Below are 18,278 nucleotides of genomic sequence, written 5' to 3'. Positions count from 1 at the left end.
CCGGCGGGCACGGGCCGCGCTCAGTCCGGCAGGAGGAGGTTGACGTCACCGAACTCGTGCCACAGGTAGCGCTGTCGGACGGCGGCGCGGTAGCAGTCGGCGAGGAGCGGGAGGCCGGCGACGGCTGCGAGCATCAGGAGGTGGGAGGCGCGCGGTTCGTGCCAGCCGGTGAGGAGGCCGTCGACGGCGCGGACGCCGCGCTCCGGGGTGATGACCAACTCCGTCCAACCATCGGCCTCCTGAAGGGTGCCGTCGGGGGCGGCGGCGGACTCCAGGGCGCGGACCACGGTGGTGCCGACGGCGATCACCCGGCCGCCGCCGGCCCGGACGTGGCCGGCCAGCCGGGCGGTGGCGGTGGGGACGTGGAAGCGTTCGGCGTAGGGCGCCTCGTGCGCCTCGGGCGAGGCCACCCCGGTGTGCAGGGTGATCGGCGCGAGGAGCACGCCCCGACCGGCCAGCCGGGCCACCACCTCGGCGCTGAACGGGCGGGCCGCGCTGGGCATTTCGCTGCTGCCGGGAACGGTCGCGAAAACGGTCTGGTAGGCCTCGATGGGCCACTCGCGGTCCACGTAGCCGTAGCGGATCGCCCGGCCGTGCACCGCCAGGTACGGCAACAGCGGGTTGGGGAGGGCGAGTTCGGCGTACCAGAGGCGGGCGGTGAACGGCCGGGTCAGCACCGCCGCACCACCCGAGGGCAGGGCGACGCGCAGGCCGACGCGGGCCGGGGACTCCGGCGGCGGGTAGTACGCCGCCGCCTCGCCCGCCACCGCGCGGCGCAACTCGACCAGGTGGGTGCCGTGTCGGTCCGGCTGGGCGGAGGAGAGGTGCAGCGCGACGGGCGTACCGTCGGGCAGCCGACCGGGCAGGGCGGCGGGGAGGGTGGCCGAGTTGTTGACCACCAGCAGGTCCCCCGGGCGCAGCACCTCGGGCAGCTCGGTGAAGCGGCGGTGCTCGACCGCACCGGTGGTGCGCCGGCCGACCAGCATCCGCACGCCGTCCCGGGCCGTGCCGCGCGCCTCCGCCGGTGCCCGGGCGGAGAGTTCGGGCGGGACGGTGAAGTCGGGACCGAGGCCGGGGCCGAGGCCGGCGAGTTCGGTGAGTGCGGTCATCGCCCACCCCGGTCCGCGGCCGGAGCAGCCTGCGCGGCCAGGTCCTCGGCCCGGTAGCGGCCGGACGGGGTGCGGTCGCGGAGCAGTCCGAGCAGGACCGGCGCCACCTCCTCGGGCAGCGCCTCGCCGGAGATGTCCTCGCCGGGCTCGGCCTCCTGGAGCATCCGGGTCTGCATGCTGCCCGGGTCGACCGCCCAGACCAGCAACTCCGGTTCCTCCCGGGCGAGTACGGCGGTGGCGAGGTCGAGCGCGGCCTTGCTGGCGCCGTAGCCGCCCCAGCCGAGGTAGGGCACCACAGCGGCGTCGGAGCTGATGTTGAGGACCGCGCCGGCGTGGCCGCGCAGCTGGGGCAGGACGAGCTGGGTGAGGGCGATCGGGGCGAGCGCGTTGACCTCGAAGGTCTCCAGCAGGTCCGGCAGCGGGAAGTCGGCCAGCCGGGGCAGCGGCTCGGATCCGCGGGCGGGGGCGCCGTTGAGCGTGCCGGCGTTGTTGACCAGCAGGCTCGCGCCGCCGAGCTGCTCGGCGGCCTCGGCCAGGCGGGCCCGGTGGTCGTCGTCGACGATGCTGCCGGGCAGGGCGACGACCTTGGTGACGGCGGCCAGGTCGGCCTCGGCTACGGCGAGTTCGGCTTCGCCCCGGGCGGTGATCACCAGCTGCCAGCCGTCGGCGGCGAGGGCGTGCGCGAGGGCGAGGCCGAGGCCCCGGGAGGCGCCGGTGACCAGGGCGACGGGGGCGGTGTGCGGTGCTTCGGTGTGCGGTGCGGCGTTCATGCCGTAACCATCGCGCCGCCGGGGCGGGCGCCGGATCGGCCGCCGGGACCGGGACTTGGTCGGACGTTGGACCTAGACCGGCGGGCTGACCTAGGACTCGCCTCGGGACTCACCTCGGGACTCGCCGACCGGGCCCGCTGCCCACGTCTGCGGGTCGGTCCAGGCGGCGAGGGTGCGGCGGCTCTCGAAGCGGCGTTCGCGGCCGGTCAGCGGGTCGGTGAACTCGACCGTGGAGGCGAGCAGTTGCAGGGGGCGGCGGAAGTCGTCCGGGTCCGGTTCGGGCAGCACCACCGGGTACACCGGGTCGCCCAGGATCGGCAGTCCGAGGCCGCTCATGTGCAGCCGCAGCTGGTGGGTGCGTCCGCTGAGCGGGCGCAGCCGGTAGCGGCCGAGGCCGTCGCGGCGCTCCAGCAGGTCGATCCGGCTCTCGCTGTTCGGCGGCGCGTCGATCTCCTGCGCGGCGATCACCCCGCGCTCCTTGACGATGTGGCTGCGCACGGTGCGCGGCAGGCTCAGCTCCGGGTCGTACGGGGCGATCGCCTGGTACTCCTTGCGCACCAGGCGGTCGCGGAACAGCGTCTGGTAGGCGCCGCGGTCCTCGGGACGCACGACGAACATGGCGAGGCCCGCGGTGAGCCGGTCCAGACGGTGGGCGGGGCTGAGCACGGGCAGGTCGAGGGTGTGCCGCAGCCGGGAGAGCGCGGTCTCGGTGACGTGCCTGCCGCGCGGGGTGGTGGCCAGGAAGTGCGGCTTGTCGACGACCACCAGGTGCTCGTCGCGGTGCAGCACGACCAGCTCGAACGGGACCCGCACCTCCTCCGGGAGGTCCCGGTAGAACCACAGGTGCGTGCCGGGGCGGAACGGTTCGCCCGGGCCGACCGGTCCCTGTTCGCCGACGATCTCGCCGTCGCGCAGCGCAGCGTCGATCCGCTCGACGGCGACGGCACGCAGCCGTTCGACCAGGTGGTCCCGCAAGGTCGGCCAGGGGCCTTCGAGGGGCAGCCGCAGGTACACCGGGTCCACGCCGTGGCGCTGCGGGAGGGGGGAGGCCGGGCGGCGGCTCTTGCGTCTCATCTCCCGGCCCAGCGTAGTGCGCGCCCCCGCCGGACCCGCGGGCGAGGTGCCGCCCGGGAGCACGGCGGGGCGTCGGCCCGAGGTGCTGACCCGGGGCGGGGCGGGGAGAGTGGACCGGTGGCTCCCGCTCCGACGGGGGCCACCGAACCGCTGTCGATCATCTGCCGGAACCGCTCGGACCGTCCGGCACAGCACTGGAGGACGCGTGACCGCCGACGGCCCGGACGGGGTGCCGCCGCTGCACCTGCCCCGACGGACCCGGACCCTGCTGTACGGCGCGCTCCTGCTGCTGGTCGCCGCCGTGGTGGCCGCCCTCGCCCTCGGCCCCGGGACGACGCTGGCGCCGCTGCTCGCGGTGGCCCCCGTCCTCGCCGGGGCGACCACCCGGCAGGCCCGGGTGCCGCTGCTGGTCGGCACGGCGGCGCTGCTCGCGGTCGGGTTGCTGGAGTCGGCCAACGCACAATTGCCGGTCTCGGTGCGGATCAGCGTGCCGGTCACGGTGCTGGCCTCGACGCTGGCCAGCGCCGCCAGCGTCGTCCTGGTGGCGGCGCGCGAACGGGAACTGTTCCAGGTCCGGACGGTGGCCGAGGCGGCGCAGCGGGCCCTGCTGCGGCCGCCGCCCGAGCGGATCGGGCCGCTGCGGGTGGCGGTGCGCTACGTCGCGGCGGCGGCCGAGGCGCGGATCGGCGGGGACCTGTACGCCGTGGTCGAGACCCGGTTCGGGGTGCGGATCCTGCTCGCGGACGTCCAGGGGCACGGGCTCCCCGCAGTGGAGACGGCGGCGGACGTCCTCGGGGTGTTCCGGGAGGCGGCGCGGACCGAACCCGATCCCGGGCGCCTGGCGCAACGGCTGGACGCGGCGCTCACCGCCCGGCCGGACAGCGACCGCTTCGCCACCGCCGTGCTGCTGGACGTGGCGCCGGACCGGGGCCCGGTGCGGGTGGTGAACTGCGGCCACCCGCCGCCGCTGCTGCGCCGGGCGGGCCGGGTGAGCGAGTTGGAGCCCCCGTTCCCGGCGCCGCCGCTGGGGCTGCTCGGGCTCACCGGCGACGAGTACCCCGCACGGCGGTTCGACCCGGAGCCGGGCGACCTGCTGCTCCTGCACACCGACGGCGTGTCGGAGGCCCGGGACGCCGGGGGCCGGTTCTACCCGCTGGCGGAGCGGCTGCCCGGGCTGCACGGCGGGAGTCCGGCGGACCTGCTGGACGCGCTGCTGGCGGACGTCGGCGGCTGGGTCGGGGACGCCGGGCTGGCGGACGACGCGGCGGTGCTGGCGGTGCGCTGGGAGCCGTGACGGGGCGGGCGGACTGCCATGCGGGGGCTCGGGCGCGATTGTCAGTGCCGTGTGCAACGCTCGGTTCGCGGTCGGTTCACGGTCGGTTCGCGGTCGACCGGGAGCCGGCCGACGGAGCACGACCGGCTGTCGGCGGTCTACGAGAGGACGGTGCCATGGGGTTCAAGGCTGAGGGGTCGTTCGAACTGACGGCGTTCGAGCCGGTGGAGACGGAGGAGCGGGAGGGCGCGTCCTTCGGGCGGATCCGGATCGCCAAGTCCTTCACGGGTGCGCTGAGCGGCACGAGCGAGGTGCGGATGCTGTCCGTCGGGGGCCCGACCGGCGGTCCGGCGTCGTACGTCGCGGTGGAGCACGTCACGGGTGAGCTGGACGGTCGTGAGGGCTCGTTCGTGCTCCAGCACGCGGCCTGGGACACCACCGGCACGACGATACGCGTGGTGCCGGGCACGGGGTCGGGCGAGCTGGCCGGGATCACCGGGGAGTTCCACCTGACCGTCGACGAGTCCGGCGCCCACACCTTCGTCCTGGAGTACGAGCTGGGCTGAGCCCTCCCGGCCCGTGCGGGCGGCGCCCCGGACACCGACACCGGCACCGGCGTGCCGCGCCCGTCCGCTGCCGGGCCGCGCTGCCACGATGATGCGATCAGTGCACGATCGACATCGGAGGGTGGCGCATGCCCGGCAGAGCGGTGGATCGTACGACGGCAGCGGTCGCGGGGGCGCCCACGGTCGCGGGGGTGGTCGGCCGGCTGCGGGAGATCGGGGCGGGGCTGCCCCCGGTCGACGGGGTGGCGGTCTTCAACCGGCTCTACCTCGACGTCACGGAGGCGGTCCGCGACCGGCTCGGCGGCGGGTACTTCGCCGATCCGTCGGCGATGGCCGAACTGGACGCGGTGTTCGCCGGGCGGTACCTGCGGGCCGTGGCCGCCGACGCGGCCGGGCAGGAGCCGCCCGCCTGCTGGCGCCCGCTGTTCGCGCTGCGAGCCCACCCGGGGGTGCACCCGCTGCAGTTCGCACTCGCCGGGATGGCCGCCCACATCCAGCACGACCTACCGCTGGCCGTGGTGGACACCTGCCGCCGCCGCGGCTGCGGACCCACCGACCTCGAGGAGGACTACCACCGGATCAACGGACTGCTGGCCGAGGTGGAGACGGCCGTCCGGGAGCGGCTGATGCCCGGGCCCGACCTGCTGGAGCACGCCGAGCCACTCGTCCACCTGCTCGGCGCCTGGTCGGTCGGGGCCGCCCGCGAGGGGGCGTGGACCGCCGTCGGAACGCTGTGGGAGCTGCGGCACCTGCCGGTCGCGGCCCGGGCCTTCGCCACCGCGCTGGACGACTCGGTCGGGCTGCTCGGCCGCGCACTGCTGCTCCCGCTCGGACCGCACGACCGACGCACCGGTGCCCACACCCGCGCCGGCGCCCACACCCGCCCCGACACCCGCCCCGACAGCGGCAGCGAACCGGCACCGGTCGCCGCCGACACGGCGCCGGCCGGCCGGCTCCCCGAGGCGAGGAACCGGCCGGCCGGGGCCGGGGGCGTGGGCGATCAGGCCCAGCTGGAGTGCAGCGGCTTGCCCTCGGCGTAGCCGGCCGCGCTCTGGACGCCCACGATCGCCTTGTCGTGGAACTCCTCCAGGCTGCTGGCGCCCGCGTAGGTGCAGGAGCTGCGCACGCCGGCGATGATCGAGTCGATCAGGTCCTCGACGCCCGGGCGCGCCGGGTCGAGGAACATCCGGGAGTGCGAGATGCCCTCCTCGAACAGCGCCTTGCGGGCCCGGTCGTACGAGGAGTCCTGGGCGGTGCGGTTGCTCACGGCGCGGGCCGAGGCCATGCCGAAGCTCTCCTTGTACTGCCGGCCGTCGGCGGCGGTCTGCAGGTCGCCCGGGGACTCGTAGGTCCCGGCGAACCAGGAGCCGATCATCACGTTGGAGGCGCCGGCGGCCAGCGCCATCGCGACGTCGCGCGGGTGCCGCACGCCGCCGTCGGCCCACACGTGCTTGCCGAGCCGGCGCGCCTCGGCGGCGCACTCCAGGACGGCGGAGAACTGCGGTCGGCCGACGCCGGTCATCATCCGGGTGGTGCACATGGCGCCCGGGCCGACACCGACCTTGAGGATGTCGGCGCCCGCCTCGACGAGGTCGCGGACACCGGCGGCGGAGACCACGTTGCCGGCCACGATCGGGATCTGCGGGTCCAGTCCGCGCACCGCGCGCAGCGCGCTGATCATGGACTCCTGGTGGCCGTGCGCGGTGTCCACCACGAGCACGTCGGCGCCGGCCTCGATCAGGGCCTTGGCCTTGCCCGCGACGTCGCCGTTGATGCCGACGGTGGCGGCGATCCGCAGCTTGCCGTTCGCGTCCACGGCCGGGGTGTACAGGGTGGCGCGCAGCGCGCCCTTGCGGGTGAGGATGCCGACCAGGCGGCCCTCGCGGTCGACCACCGGGGCGAGCTTGCGGTGCGCCTCGGTGAGCTTCTCGAAGGCGGCGCGCGGCTCGACGTCCTGGTCGAGCAGCAGCAGGTCGCGGGACATGATGTCGGCGAGGCCGGTGAAGCGGTCCACGCCCTGGCAGTCGGAGTCGGTGACCACGCCGACCGGCTTGCCGTCCTCGACCACCACGAGGGCGCCGTGCGCGCGCTTGTGCAGCAGCGACAGGGCCTCGGCGACGGTGGCGCCGGGGGCGAGGGTGATCGGGGTGTCGAAGACCAGGTGGCGCTGCTTGACCCAGGCGATGACCTCGGCGATGACCTCGGTGGGGATGTCCTGGGGGATGGCGACCAAGCCGCCGCGGCGGGCGACGGTCTCGGCCATCCGGCGGCCGGCGATGGCGGTCATGTTGGCGACGACCAGCGGGATGGTGGTGCCGGTGCCGTCGTTCGAGGAGAGGTCGACGCCCTGCCGGGAGCCCACGGCGGAACGGCTGGGGACCATGAAGACGTCGTCGTACGTCAAGTCGTACGAGGGCTTGAGGTCGTTCAGGAAGCGCATGAAGGGGGCTCTCTGGCTGGGAGAAATTACACCTCGGGTGCGGTTGCGGCGATGCCGTCGGGGCGCACTCGGGCGCCCTGCACCCAGCATTCGATTCTCCGTGAGGGCGAGGGCAAAAGCCAGTTCGAGGAGCATTGCTGGGGCTGTGCACAAACGGTGATCAATGCTCCGCGCGTAGACATGGAGGATCATCCAAAGGCCCCCGTGACGTCCGCTTTTCGCCCCGGCCGGGACCGCTCCCGTAGCATTCACGCGGTAATGGGCGAGGCGAACGGGAAAGCGGCAGCAAGCGTGGGCAACGGGCAGACGGACATCGAGCAGGGCCGGATCGACGACACCGAGGAGGAGATCGACTACGGTCCCGGACTCGACCCCGAGCGGCTGAAGCTCTGCCTGGAGGTGATCGCCGAGCTCGACGAGCTGCACGTCGACCACCCGGACGCGATCACCGTCCGCCAGGCCGTGGGCGGCATATTCCGGACCCTCAAGCAGCGCCGCCGTCAGGAGACCCGGGCCCGCAAGACCGCCAACGACCGCGCGGTCACCGCACGCACCGCGACCGGCGCCCCCACCCGGATCGACGACGAGACGGCCGGCGCCTTCGGCCTGACCACCGTCACCACCACCGAGATCGCCGGGATCCTGGAGCGTCCGCGCTCCTGCTACACGTGCAAGCAGCGGTACGTCGAGGTCGACGCCTTCTACCACAACCTCTGCCAGGATTGCGCCGTCAAGAACCGCGCCCGCCGCGACGCGCGCGCCGACCTCACCGGCAAGCGCGCGCTGCTCACCGGCGGTCGCGCCAAGATCGGGATGTACATCGCGCTGATGCTGCTGCGCGACGGCGCCCACACCACCATCACCACGCGCTTCCCCAACGACGCCATCCGCCGCTTCAAGTCGATGCCGGACAGCTCCGAGTGGATCCACCGCCTCAAGGTCATCGGCATCGACCTGCGCGACCCGGCCCAGGTCATGGCGCTCGCCGACGAGGTCGCCGCCGACGGCCCGCTGGACATCCTGATCAACAACGCCGCGCAGACCGTGCGCCGCCCGCCGGAGTCCTACCGCGAGCTGGTCAACGCCGAGTCCGCCCCGCTGCCCGCCGGCGAACTGCCGCAGGCCACCACCATCGGCCGCTTCGGCAGCGGCAGCGTCGACCTGCCCGCACTCCCCCACCAGGCGAGCGGCGACGAACAGCGGCTGGCCGCCGAGGACGTCACCTCGCTCGCCCTGGTCACCGGCTCCGCCACCCCCGCCCGGATCGCGGCCGGCACCGCCATCGACGCCGGCGGCCTGGTGCCCGACCTCGCGGACACCAACAGCTGGGTGCAGACCGTCAACGAGGTCGGCCCGGTCGAGCTGCTGGAGGTCCAACTCTGCAACTCCACCGCGCCGTTCATCCTGATCAGCCGGCTGCGCCCGGCGATGGCCGCGTCCACGTCCCGCCGCAAGTACGTGGTCAACGTCTCCGCGATGGAGGGCGTGTTCTCCCGCGGCTACAAGGGCGCCGGCCACCCGCACACCAACATGGCCAAGGCCGCGCTCAACATGCTCACCCGCACCAGCGCGCAGGAGATGTTCCAGACCGACGGCATCCTGATGACCGCCGTCGACACCGGCTGGATCACCGACGAGCGGCCGCACCCGGACAAGATGCGCCTCGCCGACGAGGGCTTCCACGCCCCGCTCGACCTGGTCGACGGCGCGGCCCGCGTCTACGACCCGATCGTGCGCGGCGAGCAGGGCGAGGACCTGTACGGGTGCTTCCTCAAGGACTACGAGCGCGCCAACTGGTAACCGTTCCTCCCGGCAACCACCCGAAGGAGACCTCGAGTTGACCACCGCACCGATGCTCGGCGCCGGGATCATCGTGCCCACCGGGGACGGCCGGGTGCTGATCGGCCGGCGCACCACCGCCGGCGAGCCGCCGACCTGGAGCCTGCCGGGCGGCAAGGTCGACCCGGGCGAGTCCTTCGAGCAGACCGCGGCCCGCGAACTCGCCGAGGAGACCGGCATCGTGCTGCCCGCAGCCCGGATGCGGGTGCTCGCCGTCCACCTCGACCACGAGCTCGGCCGGCCCCGGCTGACCGCCGCCGTCCTCGCGCCGCCCAGCCTGGCGGAGGCGGTGGTCACCGAACCGCACGCCTGCGCCGGCTGGGAGCGCTTCGCGGTGGACGAGCTGCCGGAGCCGATGTTCTACCCGTCCGCGCTGGTGCTCGGCAGCTGGCTGCCCGGGCTGGAGGGCGTGCGGCGGGACGGGACGCACGGCTACTCCGTCACCCACTGAGGTACTCCGTCACCCGCTGGGCACCGGGGCGGCCCGGGCCACAACAGGGGCAGCCTGAGAGCCCCGCCAGGGGGCGCCCCGGGCGGGGAAACGGGAGCCAGAGCAGACGGGAGCCAAAGCAGGGGGTGGCCCCACGACCACCCCCTGCCCCGTCCCTCGGCCCGGCACCCCCACGGTCGACCGGGCCGCGGCCGCGCCCAGGCACGGGGAGCGCCGCCGGTATCCAGCCTGCCCGGACGGGGGCACGGCTGCCGAGGGCCGAACGTCCCGGTTGCGGGACCGGGCGGCACTGGCGGGGAGAGCACCTGCGGTGGCAGGTGCTACGAGCGCGCACCACTCTTGTGCGCGAGGGGCCGTCGGGTGGAAATTGGTGGCGTACAGGCGAACAGCCGTACGCCCCCGCGCCCCTGAGGAGCCCTCAACGTGTCCAGCACCCCCCGCCCGGCCCGGCCCGTGTCGCTCCCGCGGCGAACCGGCCGTCAGCTGCGGCAGGCCCTCGGTGCCCGGCACGAGCCGCTCGCCCGCCCCCTCGACCGCGCCCGCGCCCGGGCCTGGCTGCTCGCCGCGCTCGGCGCGGTGCTCGCCGTCACCCTCGCCGCGGGCGGCACGCTCCTCCTCTACCGCGACGCCCTGCCGCAGGCGGCCGCGGAGCGCGCACGGCTGCACCAGGTCGACGCCGTGGTCCGCGCCGTACCGGACCGCGCCGCCGTCACCGGCAGCCGCTTCGCCGAGGGCTACAACAAGCGGACCGACGTCGAGGCCGCCTGGACCGCCCCCGACGGCACGCGGCACACCGGCACCGTTCAGGCGCCGCACTCGACCGCCGTCGGCAGCAGCATCCCGGTCTGGACCGACGCGGCCGGCAACGCCGCCGCTCCCCCGGTCGACCGCGCCGGCCTCGCCGTCTCCGCCGCCTGCACCGGCATCGGCGCCGTCCTGATCCTGCTCGCCCTCGTCATCCTCGCCCTCCGCCTGCGCCTCCACGCCCTCGACCGCCGCGCCGAATCCGCCTGGACCGAGAACTGGGCCCGCCTCGAACCCCTCTGGAGCGGCCGCGCGGGCCACCGCCACGAGGACTGATCGGCGCAGGAGGCCGCTCGGGACTCAGCGGGGCTGGGTCCAGGCCGGGGCCGGGGTGTGTTCGGCGGCGTGGCGGGTGAGGGCGGCGACCGCGAGGAGGAGGCCCAGAGCCAGGGCGAGGGCCGTGGGGACGCCGGCGTGGAGGACCAGGAGGGCGCCGACGAGGGCGCCGGCGAACATCCAGACGGCGGAGGCAAGCCGGCGGGGGCCGGTGCGGTCGGCGGCGAGCGCGGTGATGGTCATGGTGAGCACGGTGGTGGTGAGGTCGGGGACCTTCAGCGCGCGGACCACCGCGTTCTGGCCGCCCATGGCGAAGCCGAGCAGCCCGATCAGGGTGTAGCGGGCGGGGTCCGCGGTGTGGCCGACGGCCGCCGCCAGGACGGTGCCCGCCGCGACGAGGGCCGCCTGGAGCCCGACGGCGGCCGTCAGCAGGCGGCCCCGGTGGCCGGGCAGGCGGCGGGCGAGGTGGCCGCCGGCCAGCGCGCCGAGGAGGAAGGCCGCGAGGGCGGCGAGCGAGGCGGTGGCGGAGAGGTTCGCCGCGCCGGCCAGGGCGAAGCCGAGGAACACCACGTTGCCGGTCATGTTGGCGACGAAGACGTGGCCGAGTTCGAGGTAGCTGACCGCGTCCACCACTCCGGTGACCACGGTCAGCACCAGCAGCATCGGCACCAGCGGCCCGTGCTCGGGGTCGGGGGTCAGCATCGGGCCTCCCAGGCGGTTCGGGTGACGGTCCGGTCCGGGTGCGGTCCGGTTCAGGTGACGGGCCGGTCCGCGTGACGGTCCGGTTCAGGTGACGGTCCGGTTCAGGTGACGGCCCCTCCGTTCTACTCCCTCCGACGGGCTCCGGGCTGCCCGGTGCTCCGATTCCCGCACTCGACTTCGACAGCTTTGTAGACCTTTGACCAATCACCTCCCCCCTTGAGCTTCTGCTCCCGGCATATATAGTTCACCGACATATACAGTTGAGCAGCTCACGAGGGGGAAGTGTGTCCCGCACCGATCCGACCCACGCCCGTCCGGCCCACGCCGACCCGACCCGCACCCGTTCGTCCCTGCCCGCGCCCGTCCTGCGGCTGGCCCGGGTCACCCGGGTGCACGGGCGCGGCGCCGCCGAGGTGCACGCCCTGCGCGGCATCGACCTTGCCGTCCACCCGGGCGAGTTCGTCGCCGTCATGGGGCCGTCCGGCTCCGGGAAGTCCACCCTGCTGACCCTGGCCGGCGGGCTCGACCAGCCCAGCGAGGGCGAGGTGCTGGTGGAGGGGGTCTCGCTCGGCGGGCTCCGCCGGGGCGGGCTCGCCGACCTGCGGCGCCGCTCCATCGGGTACGTCTTCCAGGACTACAACCTGATCCCGGCGCTCACCGCCGCCGAGAACATCGCCCTGCCGCGCGAACTCGACGGAGTCCCGGGACGCCGGGCCCGCCGGGAGGCGCTGGTCGCGCTGGAGGAGCTGGGCATCGGCGAGCTCGCCGACCGCTTCCCCGACGACATGTCGGGCGGTCAGCAGCAGCGGGTCGCGATCGCCCGCGCGCTGATCGGCGAACGGCGGCTGGTGCTCGCCGACGAGCCGACCGGGGCGCTCGACTCCGCCACCGGCGAGGCGGTGCTCGGCGTGCTGCGCGCCCGCTGCGACGCCGGGGCGGCCGCGATGATGGTCACCCACGAGGCCTCGCACGCCCGTTGGGCGGACCGGATCATCCACCTGCGGGACGGCGCGGTCGCCTCGGAGAGCCCCGGCCACCGCTCCGCGGCCTGCCCGGCCGCCGTCCACCGGCCCGGTCCGACGGGCGAGGTGGCACGGTGAGGCCGGGAGCCTGGCGGGTCGCCCTGCGCATCGCCCGCCGCGACGCCCTGCGGGCCAAGGGCCGCAGCGCCCTGATCGTCGCCATGGTCGCGCTGCCCGTACTCGGCGTCACCGGCGCCGACGTGGTCCACCGCAGCGGGCAGCTCACCCCGGCGGAGCGGGTCGAGCGGGTGGTCGGCGGCGCGGACGCGCTGGTCACCGCGCTCAGCCCGGGGCGCAGCGTCGAGCAGGCCCCGGTCGCCGAGGACGGCGCCTTCGGCGTCGACCTCCGCCCGGGTCAGCAGCCGACGCCCGAGCAGCAGCGGGGCGCGAGCACCGATCCGGCGGTCCTGGCCGGTTCGTTGCTGCCGCCCGGCAGCGTGCTCACCCCGGCCCTGCCCGGGCCGGAGACCGGCGCGACCTCGCCCGAGGGCCTGGTCCGCACCCTCACCACCGAGGCCGACCTCGGCGACCCGGTCTGGCGCGGCCGGATCGACCTGGTGGAGGGCCGCGTCCCGAAGGCCCCGCACGAACTCGCCGTCACCCGGGCCTTCCTGGACCACGCCGGGCTCGCGGTCGGCGGCACCACCACCGTCCAGGGCCTGGAGCAGACCACCTTCACCGTCACCGGTGTCGTGGAGCACCCGGACGAGCTCGGACGGGTCGAACTCGTCGCCCGGCCGGGTGAGTTGCTCGAGCCGATGACTGCCGCCGCGACGCCCGGCCAGTCCGCCGCCGAGCGGGCCTCGGGACAGCGCGCCGCCTGGCTGGTCCGGCTCCCGGCGGGGACCGCGCTCGACTGGGCCAAGGTCCAGGAGTTCAACGCCCACGGTTTCACCGTCACCGCGCGCTCGGTCGCGCTCGCCCCGCCGCCGCGCGCGGCCGTCCCCTACTACCGCGACGCGTACCGCTTCGGCGACCCGGCGGCCGGCAACACCACCAAGGCGGTCGTCGCCACCGTCACGGGCATGGCGCTGCTGGAGGTCGCCCTGCTCGCCGGGCCCGCCTTCGCGGTCGGCGCCCGCCGCTCGCGCCGCCAGCTCGCCCTGCTCGGCGCGGCCGGCGGCAGCCGTACCCACGTCGGCGCGGTGGTGCTCGCCGGCGGCCTCGTCCTCGGCGCGGCCGGGGCGCTGGCCGGCGTGGTGCTCGGCACCGGGCTGGTCGCCCTGCTGCGGTCCCTGATCGAGCAGGTCGGCGGCGCGCGCTTCGGACACCTCGCGCTGCCGCCGCTGGACCTGCTCGCGATCGCCGGGATCGGCCTGCTCACCGCCCTGCTCGCGGCCGCGCTGCCCGCACTGCAGGCCGCCCGGCGCAGCGTCACCGCCGGGCTCACCGGCCGGGACACCGTCCGCGGGCCCAGCCGCCGGGTCACCGTGATCGGCCTGCTGCTGGTGGTCCTCGGCGGCGCCGGCGCGATGTACGGCGCGGGCGCGGTGCAGCGCGAACAGCCGGGCGTCGGCGGCTTCGACACCCGTACGCTCACCGTGCTCGGCGGCTCGATCACCGCCGAGGTCGGACTGCTGCTCTGCACCCCGATGCTCGTCGCCGCCTTCGGCCGGGCCGCCGGGAGACTGCCGCTCGGACCGCGGCTCGCCCTGCGCGACTCCGCCCGGCACCGCTCGCGCACCGCCCCGGCGGTCGCCGCGGTGATGGCCGCGGTGGCCGGCGCCGTCGCCGTCGGGGTGTACAGCACCAGCACCGACGCCGAGAACCGGCGCGACTACCGGCCGCAGGCCCCGTACGGCGCCGTGCAGCTCGTCAGCCACAGCGAGGGGCCCCGGCTGGAGCAGCTGCGCACCGAGACGGAGAAGCAGCTCACCGGGCTCGGCCCGCGCGGCGACCTCGCCGAGGTGGAGTACCGGTTCTGCGCCAACTGCTCCAGCACCGTCCAGCTCAAGGGCCCGGTGAACCTGGGCAGCCTCGGCGCCCCGCCGCACCTCGCCGCCGGGGACGCCACCGTGCTGCACAACCTGTTCGCCGTCCACGACCCCGCCGTCGAGCAGGCGCTGGCCGCCGGGAAGCTGCTGGTCTTCGACCGGTCCCTGGTCGGCGCCGACGGCAGGGCCGTCATGCTGCTGCGCGGCGGCAGCGGCACCGTCCAGCCCGGCGAGGTGCCCAAGCCCGACCTGCAGGAGGTCCCGGTCGAGGCGGTGCTGGTCGACAACCCGACCGCCGCGGCCTTCGCCCAGGGCATGGTGCTGCCCTCCGCGCTGCAGCGGTTCGGGCTCTCCGCGAGGCCCACCGGCTCGGTCTGGCTGCCCGCCACCCCGCCCGACCGCAAGGCGCAGCAGCGCGCCGAGGCGTCGGCCATCCGGCTGGACCGCAGCGCCATGCTGCAGATCGAGCGCGGCTTCCAGCCGAAGAGCGACGCGCTCACCCTGGCGCTCACCGGCTTCGCCGGGCTGGTCGTGCTCGGCGCGGCCGGCATCGCCACCGGCCTGGCCGCCGCCGACTCCCGACAGGACCAGGCCACGCTGGCCGCCGTCGGCGCACCGCCGCGGATCCGCCGCACCATGGCGGGCCTGCAGTGCGCGCTGATCGCCCTGCTGGGGGCGCTGCTCGGGGCGGCCAACGGGTTCGTGCCGGCGGTGGGGCTGCTGAAGTCCCGGGCGAGCGGGTTCGGGGGGAAGCCGGCGCTGGTCACCGCTCCGTGGGGCGAGCTGCTGCTGGTCGTGCTGGCGCTGCCGGTGGTGGCGGGGCTGCTCGCCGCGCTGCTCACCAAGTCCCGGATCCCGCTCGGCCGGCGGCTGTCGTGAACCCGTGGACCCGGCCGGTGAACCGGTGGACCTGTGCCCCCGTGGATCCGGCCGGTGAACCCGTACGGTCGGGTTCGGACACCGGTTGAGCACCGGCTGGGCACGAACTGACACCGCTCGGACACCCCCCGGGCACCGCTCCGCCCACGCCGGGCGTCCGCCTCCGCCATGCGGGGGCGGACGCCCGGCGCTCGCCGTACCATGGGCCGCGTTCCGGCGGGCGAAGGGCGCCGGCAGTGGGCTCGGCGAGGGAGAACAGGGCGGTGCTACGGGGGTTCGGCGACCTGGAGGCCGAGATCATGGACCGGCTCTGGTCCTGGGACAGGCCCGCCACGGTGCGCGAGGTCGTGGACGACCTGCAGCGGCAGCGCGCGGTCGCGTACACCACCGTCACCACGGTCGCCGACATCCTGCACACCAAGGGCTGGCTGCGCCGCGACAAGGTCGGCCGGGCCTGGGTGTACGAGCCGACCTGCACCCGCGAGGAGTACACCGCCCGGCTGATGCACCAGGCGCTGGAGACCACCCCCGACCGGGCCGGGGCGCTGCTCCACTTCGTCGACGGGATCAGCGGGGACGAGGCCTGCGCCCTGCTCGCGGCCCTCGAACAGGTCACATCCCGGGACCCGGAGCGGCACCAGGGCTCGGGCCGGAACCCGCGGTGACGCTCGCCCTGCTCGGCCTCTACCTGGCGGTGACCGGCATCGTCCTGCCCCGGCGGCTGGCCGGCTCCGCCCGGCTCCAGGCGCGTCCGGCTGCGGGCGCGGCCCTCTGGCTCGCCCTGATGGCCTCGTTCACGGTGGCCCTGCTGCTCGCGGCGCACCACGCCGTCGAGCCCTTCGCCCACGAGCCGGCCGGGCTGCTCGGCCTGCTCCCGCACGCCGAACCGGTCGGAGCCGTCCTTCCGCACACCCATGACTGGTGGCTGCTGGCAGCCGCCGGGTCGGTGGTCGCCGCCCTGGTGATCGCCGTCGGCGTGCGCACCGGGCGGGCCCGGCGACGGCACCGGGCCCTGTTGGACGTGGTCGCCGTACGGGACGGGCGCTGGGACGCGCTGGTGCTGGAGCACGCGCACCCGACCGTCTACTGCCTGCCCGGGCGGCGCTCCCGGATCGTGCTGTCGCGCGGGGCGCTGCGGCTGCTGGACGAGCGGCAGCTCGCCGCGGCCGTCGCCCACGAGCACGGGCACATCCGGGGCCGCCACCACCTGTTCCGACTGCCGGCGGACACCTTCGCCCTGCTCCTCGGGCCGCTGCCGCTGGCCCGGCTGGGGCGCTCGGAGGTGGCGCTGCTGCTGGAGATGGCGGCGGACGACGCGGCGCTGGCACAGGTGTCGCGGGGTGAACTGGCCTCGGCGCTCTGCGCGTTGGCGACCGTCGGGGTCTCCGCTCCGGGTGGCCTTCCGGGCGTCGCTCCTGGTGGCGGGGCGCTCGGGGTGGCGGGCGCCGGGGTGCTGGCCCGGGTCCGGCGACTGGCCCGCCCCGGCGGCGGTCGGCGACGCCAACTGGCCTGCCGTCTCGGGACGTTGACGCTCCCTGCGCTGCCGTACCTGCTGGCCTGCGCACCGCATCCGTAGCGGGCTCGCCACGGGTGTGGTGCCGCGCCGAACCGTGCCGGGTGCCCCGGAACGCCGAAGGCCCGCCCCCACCGGAGGGGGAGCGGGCCGCTGCGGGCCGCCGCGGCTGACGGTCAGGCCGGGCGGACGGCGCCCATGTACGGCATCGCGGAGATCGGCAGCACCTCGATGTTCTTGCCGGTGCGCGGCGCGTGGATCATCTTGCCGTCGCCGATGTACAGGCCGACGTGGTGCAGGTCGTTGTAGAAGAAGACCAGGTCGCCGGGCTGGAGGCTGGCGCGGTCGACGTGCGGGCCGTCGTTCCACTGGTCCTGGGACATCCGGGAGATCCGGACGTTCGCCGCGGCGTACGCCTGGCTGGTGAGGCCGGAGCAGTCGAAGCTGGCGGGGCCGCTCTTGCCCCAGCCGTAGGGCTTGCCGAGCTGGGCCTGGGCGAACGCGATGATGGTGGCGACCCGGCCGCTGGCGGCGGCCACCGGGGCGTTCAGGTCGGGGCGCTCGGTGGAGCGGGAGGCGCGGTCGGCGGCGGACGCTTCGGACGCCGCGGCGGAGGCGGCGGCCTGCTTGGCCTCCGCCTTGGCCTTCTCGGCGGACTGCTGGGCGTTGATCTTGGCGCGGTCCTCGGCGCTGAGCTTGTTGAGCATCGCCTGGGCCTGGGCCAGCTTGGTCTGGATGTCGTTCTTCTGCTCCGCCAGCTGCTTGCCGACCGAGTCGAGTTCGGCGAGGGTCGCGGTGGCCTCGGCGCGGTCCTGGTCGAGCTTGCGCTGCTCGTCCTGGGCCTGCTTGAGCAGGTTCGCCTGGGAGTCGGAGACCTGGTTCTGCACCGAGGCGCGCTCCAGGTAGGCGGACGGGTCGGAGTCGAGCATCAGCTGGACCGACGGGTCGATGCCGTTGGTCCGGTACTGGTCGGCGGCGACCGCGCCGAGCCGGGTGCGCAGCTCGTTCATCGCCTCCTGCCCGCGGACGACCTTCTCCTGGATCTGGTTGGCCTCGACCTGGAGCTTCTGCTGCTTGGCCTGGAAGCCGTTGTAGCGCTCGATGGACTGCTCGGCCTCCTCGTTGAGCTGGTCCACCTGCTCCTTGACGGAGGCGAGGGTCGGCGTGGGCTCGGCGTGGGCGGTGCCGGAGGCGAGGACCGCGCCGCCGGCGGCCATGGCCGTGGTGAGGACCGCCATGCGGGCCCGGCTCGGGGGGCTGCTCTTGCGGCGCTTTCCCATGGGCGGTCGGCTCTCTTTCGGGGGAATCCGCGGAATCCGGGGACGGCTTCGCGGGGGGCCGGGGGACGGGCGAAGACGGGAGAAGGCGGGCAGGACGGAGCAACGGGGGGATGCTGCCCCCACCCACCTTCTTCGAAGTAACTTAATAGATGAGTGGTGGGGTTCCGCAATCCCCCTGATCATGGCCTTCCGGGGCCATGACGGGACATCGATCGCGTTCCGTGCCATCGGTGTTGACTACGGACACCGCCCGGCGGCCGGTTCACCCGCCGGAGCCCGCTCCGGCCGCCCGCGGCACTCCTCGCCCCGTGGAGTGCTAAAAGCACGCTAAATCGAGGGAAAGGTC

The 18,278-nt window shown here is 75.1% G+C and carries 16 protein-coding genes; 10 read left to right on the top strand and 6 right to left on the bottom strand.

The annotated features are described in order from the left end of the window. Nucleotides 1–20 precede the first annotated feature (20 nt). The 3 genes from ACZ3TI_RS12590 to ACZ3TI_RS12580 all read right to left on the bottom strand — a co-directional run bounded on the left by ACZ3TI_RS12590 (nucleotide 21) and on the right by ACZ3TI_RS12580 (nucleotide 2,953). Complete coding sequence (locus ACZ3TI_RS12590; protein ID WP_465726187.1) at nucleotides 21–1,109, bottom strand: S-adenosylmethionine:tRNA ribosyltransferase-isomerase; 1,089 nt, start codon at nucleotides 1,107–1,109, stop codon at nucleotides 21–23. Beyond that, nucleotides 1,106–1,879 carry an SDR family NAD(P)-dependent oxidoreductase gene (locus ACZ3TI_RS12585; RefSeq protein WP_465726186.1) on the bottom strand — a complete coding sequence of 258 codons (774 nt, stop codon included), beginning with the start codon at nucleotides 1,877–1,879 and terminating at the stop codon, nucleotides 1,106–1,108. Before ACZ3TI_RS12585 ends, ACZ3TI_RS12590 begins: the two co-directional genes overlap by 4 nt. 90 nt (nucleotides 1,880–1,969) lie before the next feature. Continuing rightward, a complete protein-coding gene (locus ACZ3TI_RS12580) occupies nucleotides 1,970–2,953 on the bottom strand; it encodes an RluA family pseudouridine synthase (protein ID WP_465726185.1) in 984 nt (327 codons plus the stop codon). A gap of 205 nt (nucleotides 2,954–3,158) precedes the next feature. Here ACZ3TI_RS12580 and ACZ3TI_RS12575 point away from each other — a divergent pair, with 205 nt between their 5' ends. The 3 genes from ACZ3TI_RS12575 to ACZ3TI_RS12565 all read left to right on the top strand — a co-directional run bounded on the left by ACZ3TI_RS12575 (nucleotide 3,159) and on the right by ACZ3TI_RS12565 (nucleotide 5,832). Continuing rightward, complete coding sequence (locus tag ACZ3TI_RS12575; RefSeq protein WP_465726184.1) at nucleotides 3,159–4,247, top strand: PP2C family protein-serine/threonine phosphatase; 1,089 nt, start codon at nucleotides 3,159–3,161, stop codon at nucleotides 4,245–4,247. A gap of 155 nt (nucleotides 4,248–4,402) precedes the next feature. Continuing rightward, the gene (locus ACZ3TI_RS12570) at nucleotides 4,403–4,792 is read left to right on the top strand and encodes a DUF3224 domain-containing protein (RefSeq protein WP_465726183.1); all 390 of its coding nucleotides are present in this window, start codon (nucleotides 4,403–4,405) and stop codon (nucleotides 4,790–4,792) included. A gap of 128 nt (nucleotides 4,793–4,920) precedes the next feature. Next, nucleotides 4,921–5,832 (top strand): DUF5995 family protein, encoded by a 912-nt coding sequence (locus tag ACZ3TI_RS12565; RefSeq protein WP_465726182.1) that lies wholly within the window; start codon nucleotides 4,921–4,923, stop codon nucleotides 5,830–5,832. On the opposite strand, the gene ACZ3TI_RS12560 is transcribed toward ACZ3TI_RS12565, so the two are convergent. Beyond that, nucleotides 5,793–7,232, bottom strand: coding sequence for a GuaB1 family IMP dehydrogenase-related protein (locus ACZ3TI_RS12560; protein ID WP_465726181.1), 1,440 nt, complete (start codon nucleotides 7,230–7,232; stop codon nucleotides 5,793–5,795). The genes ACZ3TI_RS12565 and ACZ3TI_RS12560 overlap by 40 nt on opposite strands. Before the next feature lie 291 nt (nucleotides 7,233–7,523). Here ACZ3TI_RS12560 and ACZ3TI_RS12555 point away from each other — a divergent pair, with 291 nt between their 5' ends. From ACZ3TI_RS12555 to ACZ3TI_RS12545, 3 genes are all read left to right on the top strand, one after another. Then, nucleotides 7,524–9,032, top strand: a complete 1,509-nt coding sequence (locus ACZ3TI_RS12555; RefSeq protein WP_465726180.1) for an SDR family NAD(P)-dependent oxidoreductase — start codon at nucleotides 7,524–7,526, stop codon at nucleotides 9,030–9,032. Nucleotides 9,033–9,069: 37 nt separating this feature from the next. After that, nucleotides 9,070–9,522, top strand: a complete 453-nt coding sequence (locus ACZ3TI_RS12550) for a nucleotide triphosphate diphosphatase NUDT15 (protein WP_465726179.1) — start codon at nucleotides 9,070–9,072, stop codon at nucleotides 9,520–9,522. Between the two features lie 423 nt (nucleotides 9,523–9,945). Continuing rightward, a complete protein-coding gene (locus tag ACZ3TI_RS12545) occupies nucleotides 9,946–10,602 on the top strand; it encodes an Rv1733c family protein (protein WP_465726178.1) in 657 nt (218 codons plus the stop codon). Nucleotides 10,603–10,626: 24 nt separating this feature from the next. Here the strand turns inward: ACZ3TI_RS12545 and ACZ3TI_RS12540 are convergent, their stop codons facing one another. Further along, nucleotides 10,627–11,304, bottom strand: a complete 678-nt coding sequence (locus tag ACZ3TI_RS12540; RefSeq protein ID WP_465726177.1) for a YoaK family protein — start codon at nucleotides 11,302–11,304, stop codon at nucleotides 10,627–10,629. 350 nt (nucleotides 11,305–11,654) lie between these two features. On the opposite strand from ACZ3TI_RS12540, the gene ACZ3TI_RS12535 reads away from it, so the two are divergent. The 4 genes from ACZ3TI_RS12535 (at nucleotide 11,655) to ACZ3TI_RS12520 (ending at nucleotide 16,715) form a co-directional block, all read left to right on the top strand. Beyond that, nucleotides 11,655–12,404, top strand: a complete 750-nt coding sequence (locus ACZ3TI_RS12535; protein WP_465726345.1) for an ABC transporter ATP-binding protein — start codon at nucleotides 11,655–11,657, stop codon at nucleotides 12,402–12,404. Next, complete coding sequence (locus ACZ3TI_RS12530) at nucleotides 12,401–15,139, top strand: FtsX-like permease family protein (RefSeq protein WP_465726176.1); 2,739 nt, start codon at nucleotides 12,401–12,403, stop codon at nucleotides 15,137–15,139. The genes ACZ3TI_RS12535 and ACZ3TI_RS12530 overlap by 4 nt, the downstream gene beginning before the upstream one ends. 263 nt (nucleotides 15,140–15,402) lie before the next feature. Continuing rightward, nucleotides 15,403–15,804, top strand: a complete 402-nt coding sequence (locus ACZ3TI_RS12525; RefSeq protein WP_465726175.1) for a BlaI/MecI/CopY family transcriptional regulator — start codon at nucleotides 15,403–15,405, stop codon at nucleotides 15,802–15,804. Beyond that, nucleotides 15,801–16,715 (top strand): M56 family metallopeptidase, encoded by a 915-nt coding sequence (locus ACZ3TI_RS12520; RefSeq protein WP_465726174.1) that lies wholly within the window; start codon nucleotides 15,801–15,803, stop codon nucleotides 16,713–16,715. Before ACZ3TI_RS12525 ends, ACZ3TI_RS12520 begins: the two co-directional genes overlap by 4 nt. A gap of 113 nt (nucleotides 16,716–16,828) precedes the next feature. Here ACZ3TI_RS12520 and ACZ3TI_RS12515 read toward each other — a convergent pair whose 3' ends face one another. Then, the gene (locus tag ACZ3TI_RS12515; RefSeq protein ID WP_465726173.1) at nucleotides 16,829–17,932 is read right to left on the bottom strand and encodes a C40 family peptidase; all 1,104 of its coding nucleotides are present in this window, start codon (nucleotides 17,930–17,932) and stop codon (nucleotides 16,829–16,831) included. Nucleotides 17,933–18,278 lie beyond the last annotated feature (346 nt).

Source organism: Kitasatospora sp. NPDC023120 (assembly GCF_055560835.1).
Note: the sequence above shows the minus strand (reverse complement) of the source record. Positions and strands in the feature narration are given on the sequence as shown.

What these genes read in the sequence shown, in the direction of transcription:
- ACZ3TI_RS12585 (WP_465726186.1), bottom strand. Translation starts at nt 1,879, where the DNA reads ATGAACGCCGCACCGCACACCGAAGCACCGCACACCGCCCCCGTCGCC.
- ACZ3TI_RS12580 (WP_465726185.1), bottom strand. Translation starts at nt 2,953, where the DNA reads ATGAGACGCAAGAGCCGCCGCCCGGCCTCCCCCCTCCCGCAGCGCCAC.
- ACZ3TI_RS12540 (WP_465726177.1), bottom strand. Translation starts at nt 11,304, where the DNA reads ATGCTGACCCCCGACCCCGAGCACGGGCCGCTGGTGCCGATGCTGCTG.
- ACZ3TI_RS12560 (WP_465726181.1), bottom strand. Translation starts at nt 7,232, where the DNA reads ATGCGCTTCCTGAACGACCTCAAGCCCTCGTACGACTTGACGTACGAC.
- ACZ3TI_RS12570 (WP_465726183.1), top strand. Translation starts at nt 4,403, where the DNA reads ATGGGGTTCAAGGCTGAGGGGTCGTTCGAACTGACGGCGTTCGAGCCG.
- ACZ3TI_RS12515 (WP_465726173.1), bottom strand. Translation starts at nt 17,932, where the DNA reads ATGGGAAAGCGCCGCAAGAGCAGCCCCCCGAGCCGGGCCCGCATGGCG.
- ACZ3TI_RS12565 (WP_465726182.1), top strand. Translation starts at nt 4,921, where the DNA reads ATGCCCGGCAGAGCGGTGGATCGTACGACGGCAGCGGTCGCGGGGGCG.
- ACZ3TI_RS12590 (WP_465726187.1), bottom strand. Translation starts at nt 1,109, where the DNA reads ATGACCGCACTCACCGAACTCGCCGGCCTCGGCCCCGGCCTCGGTCCC.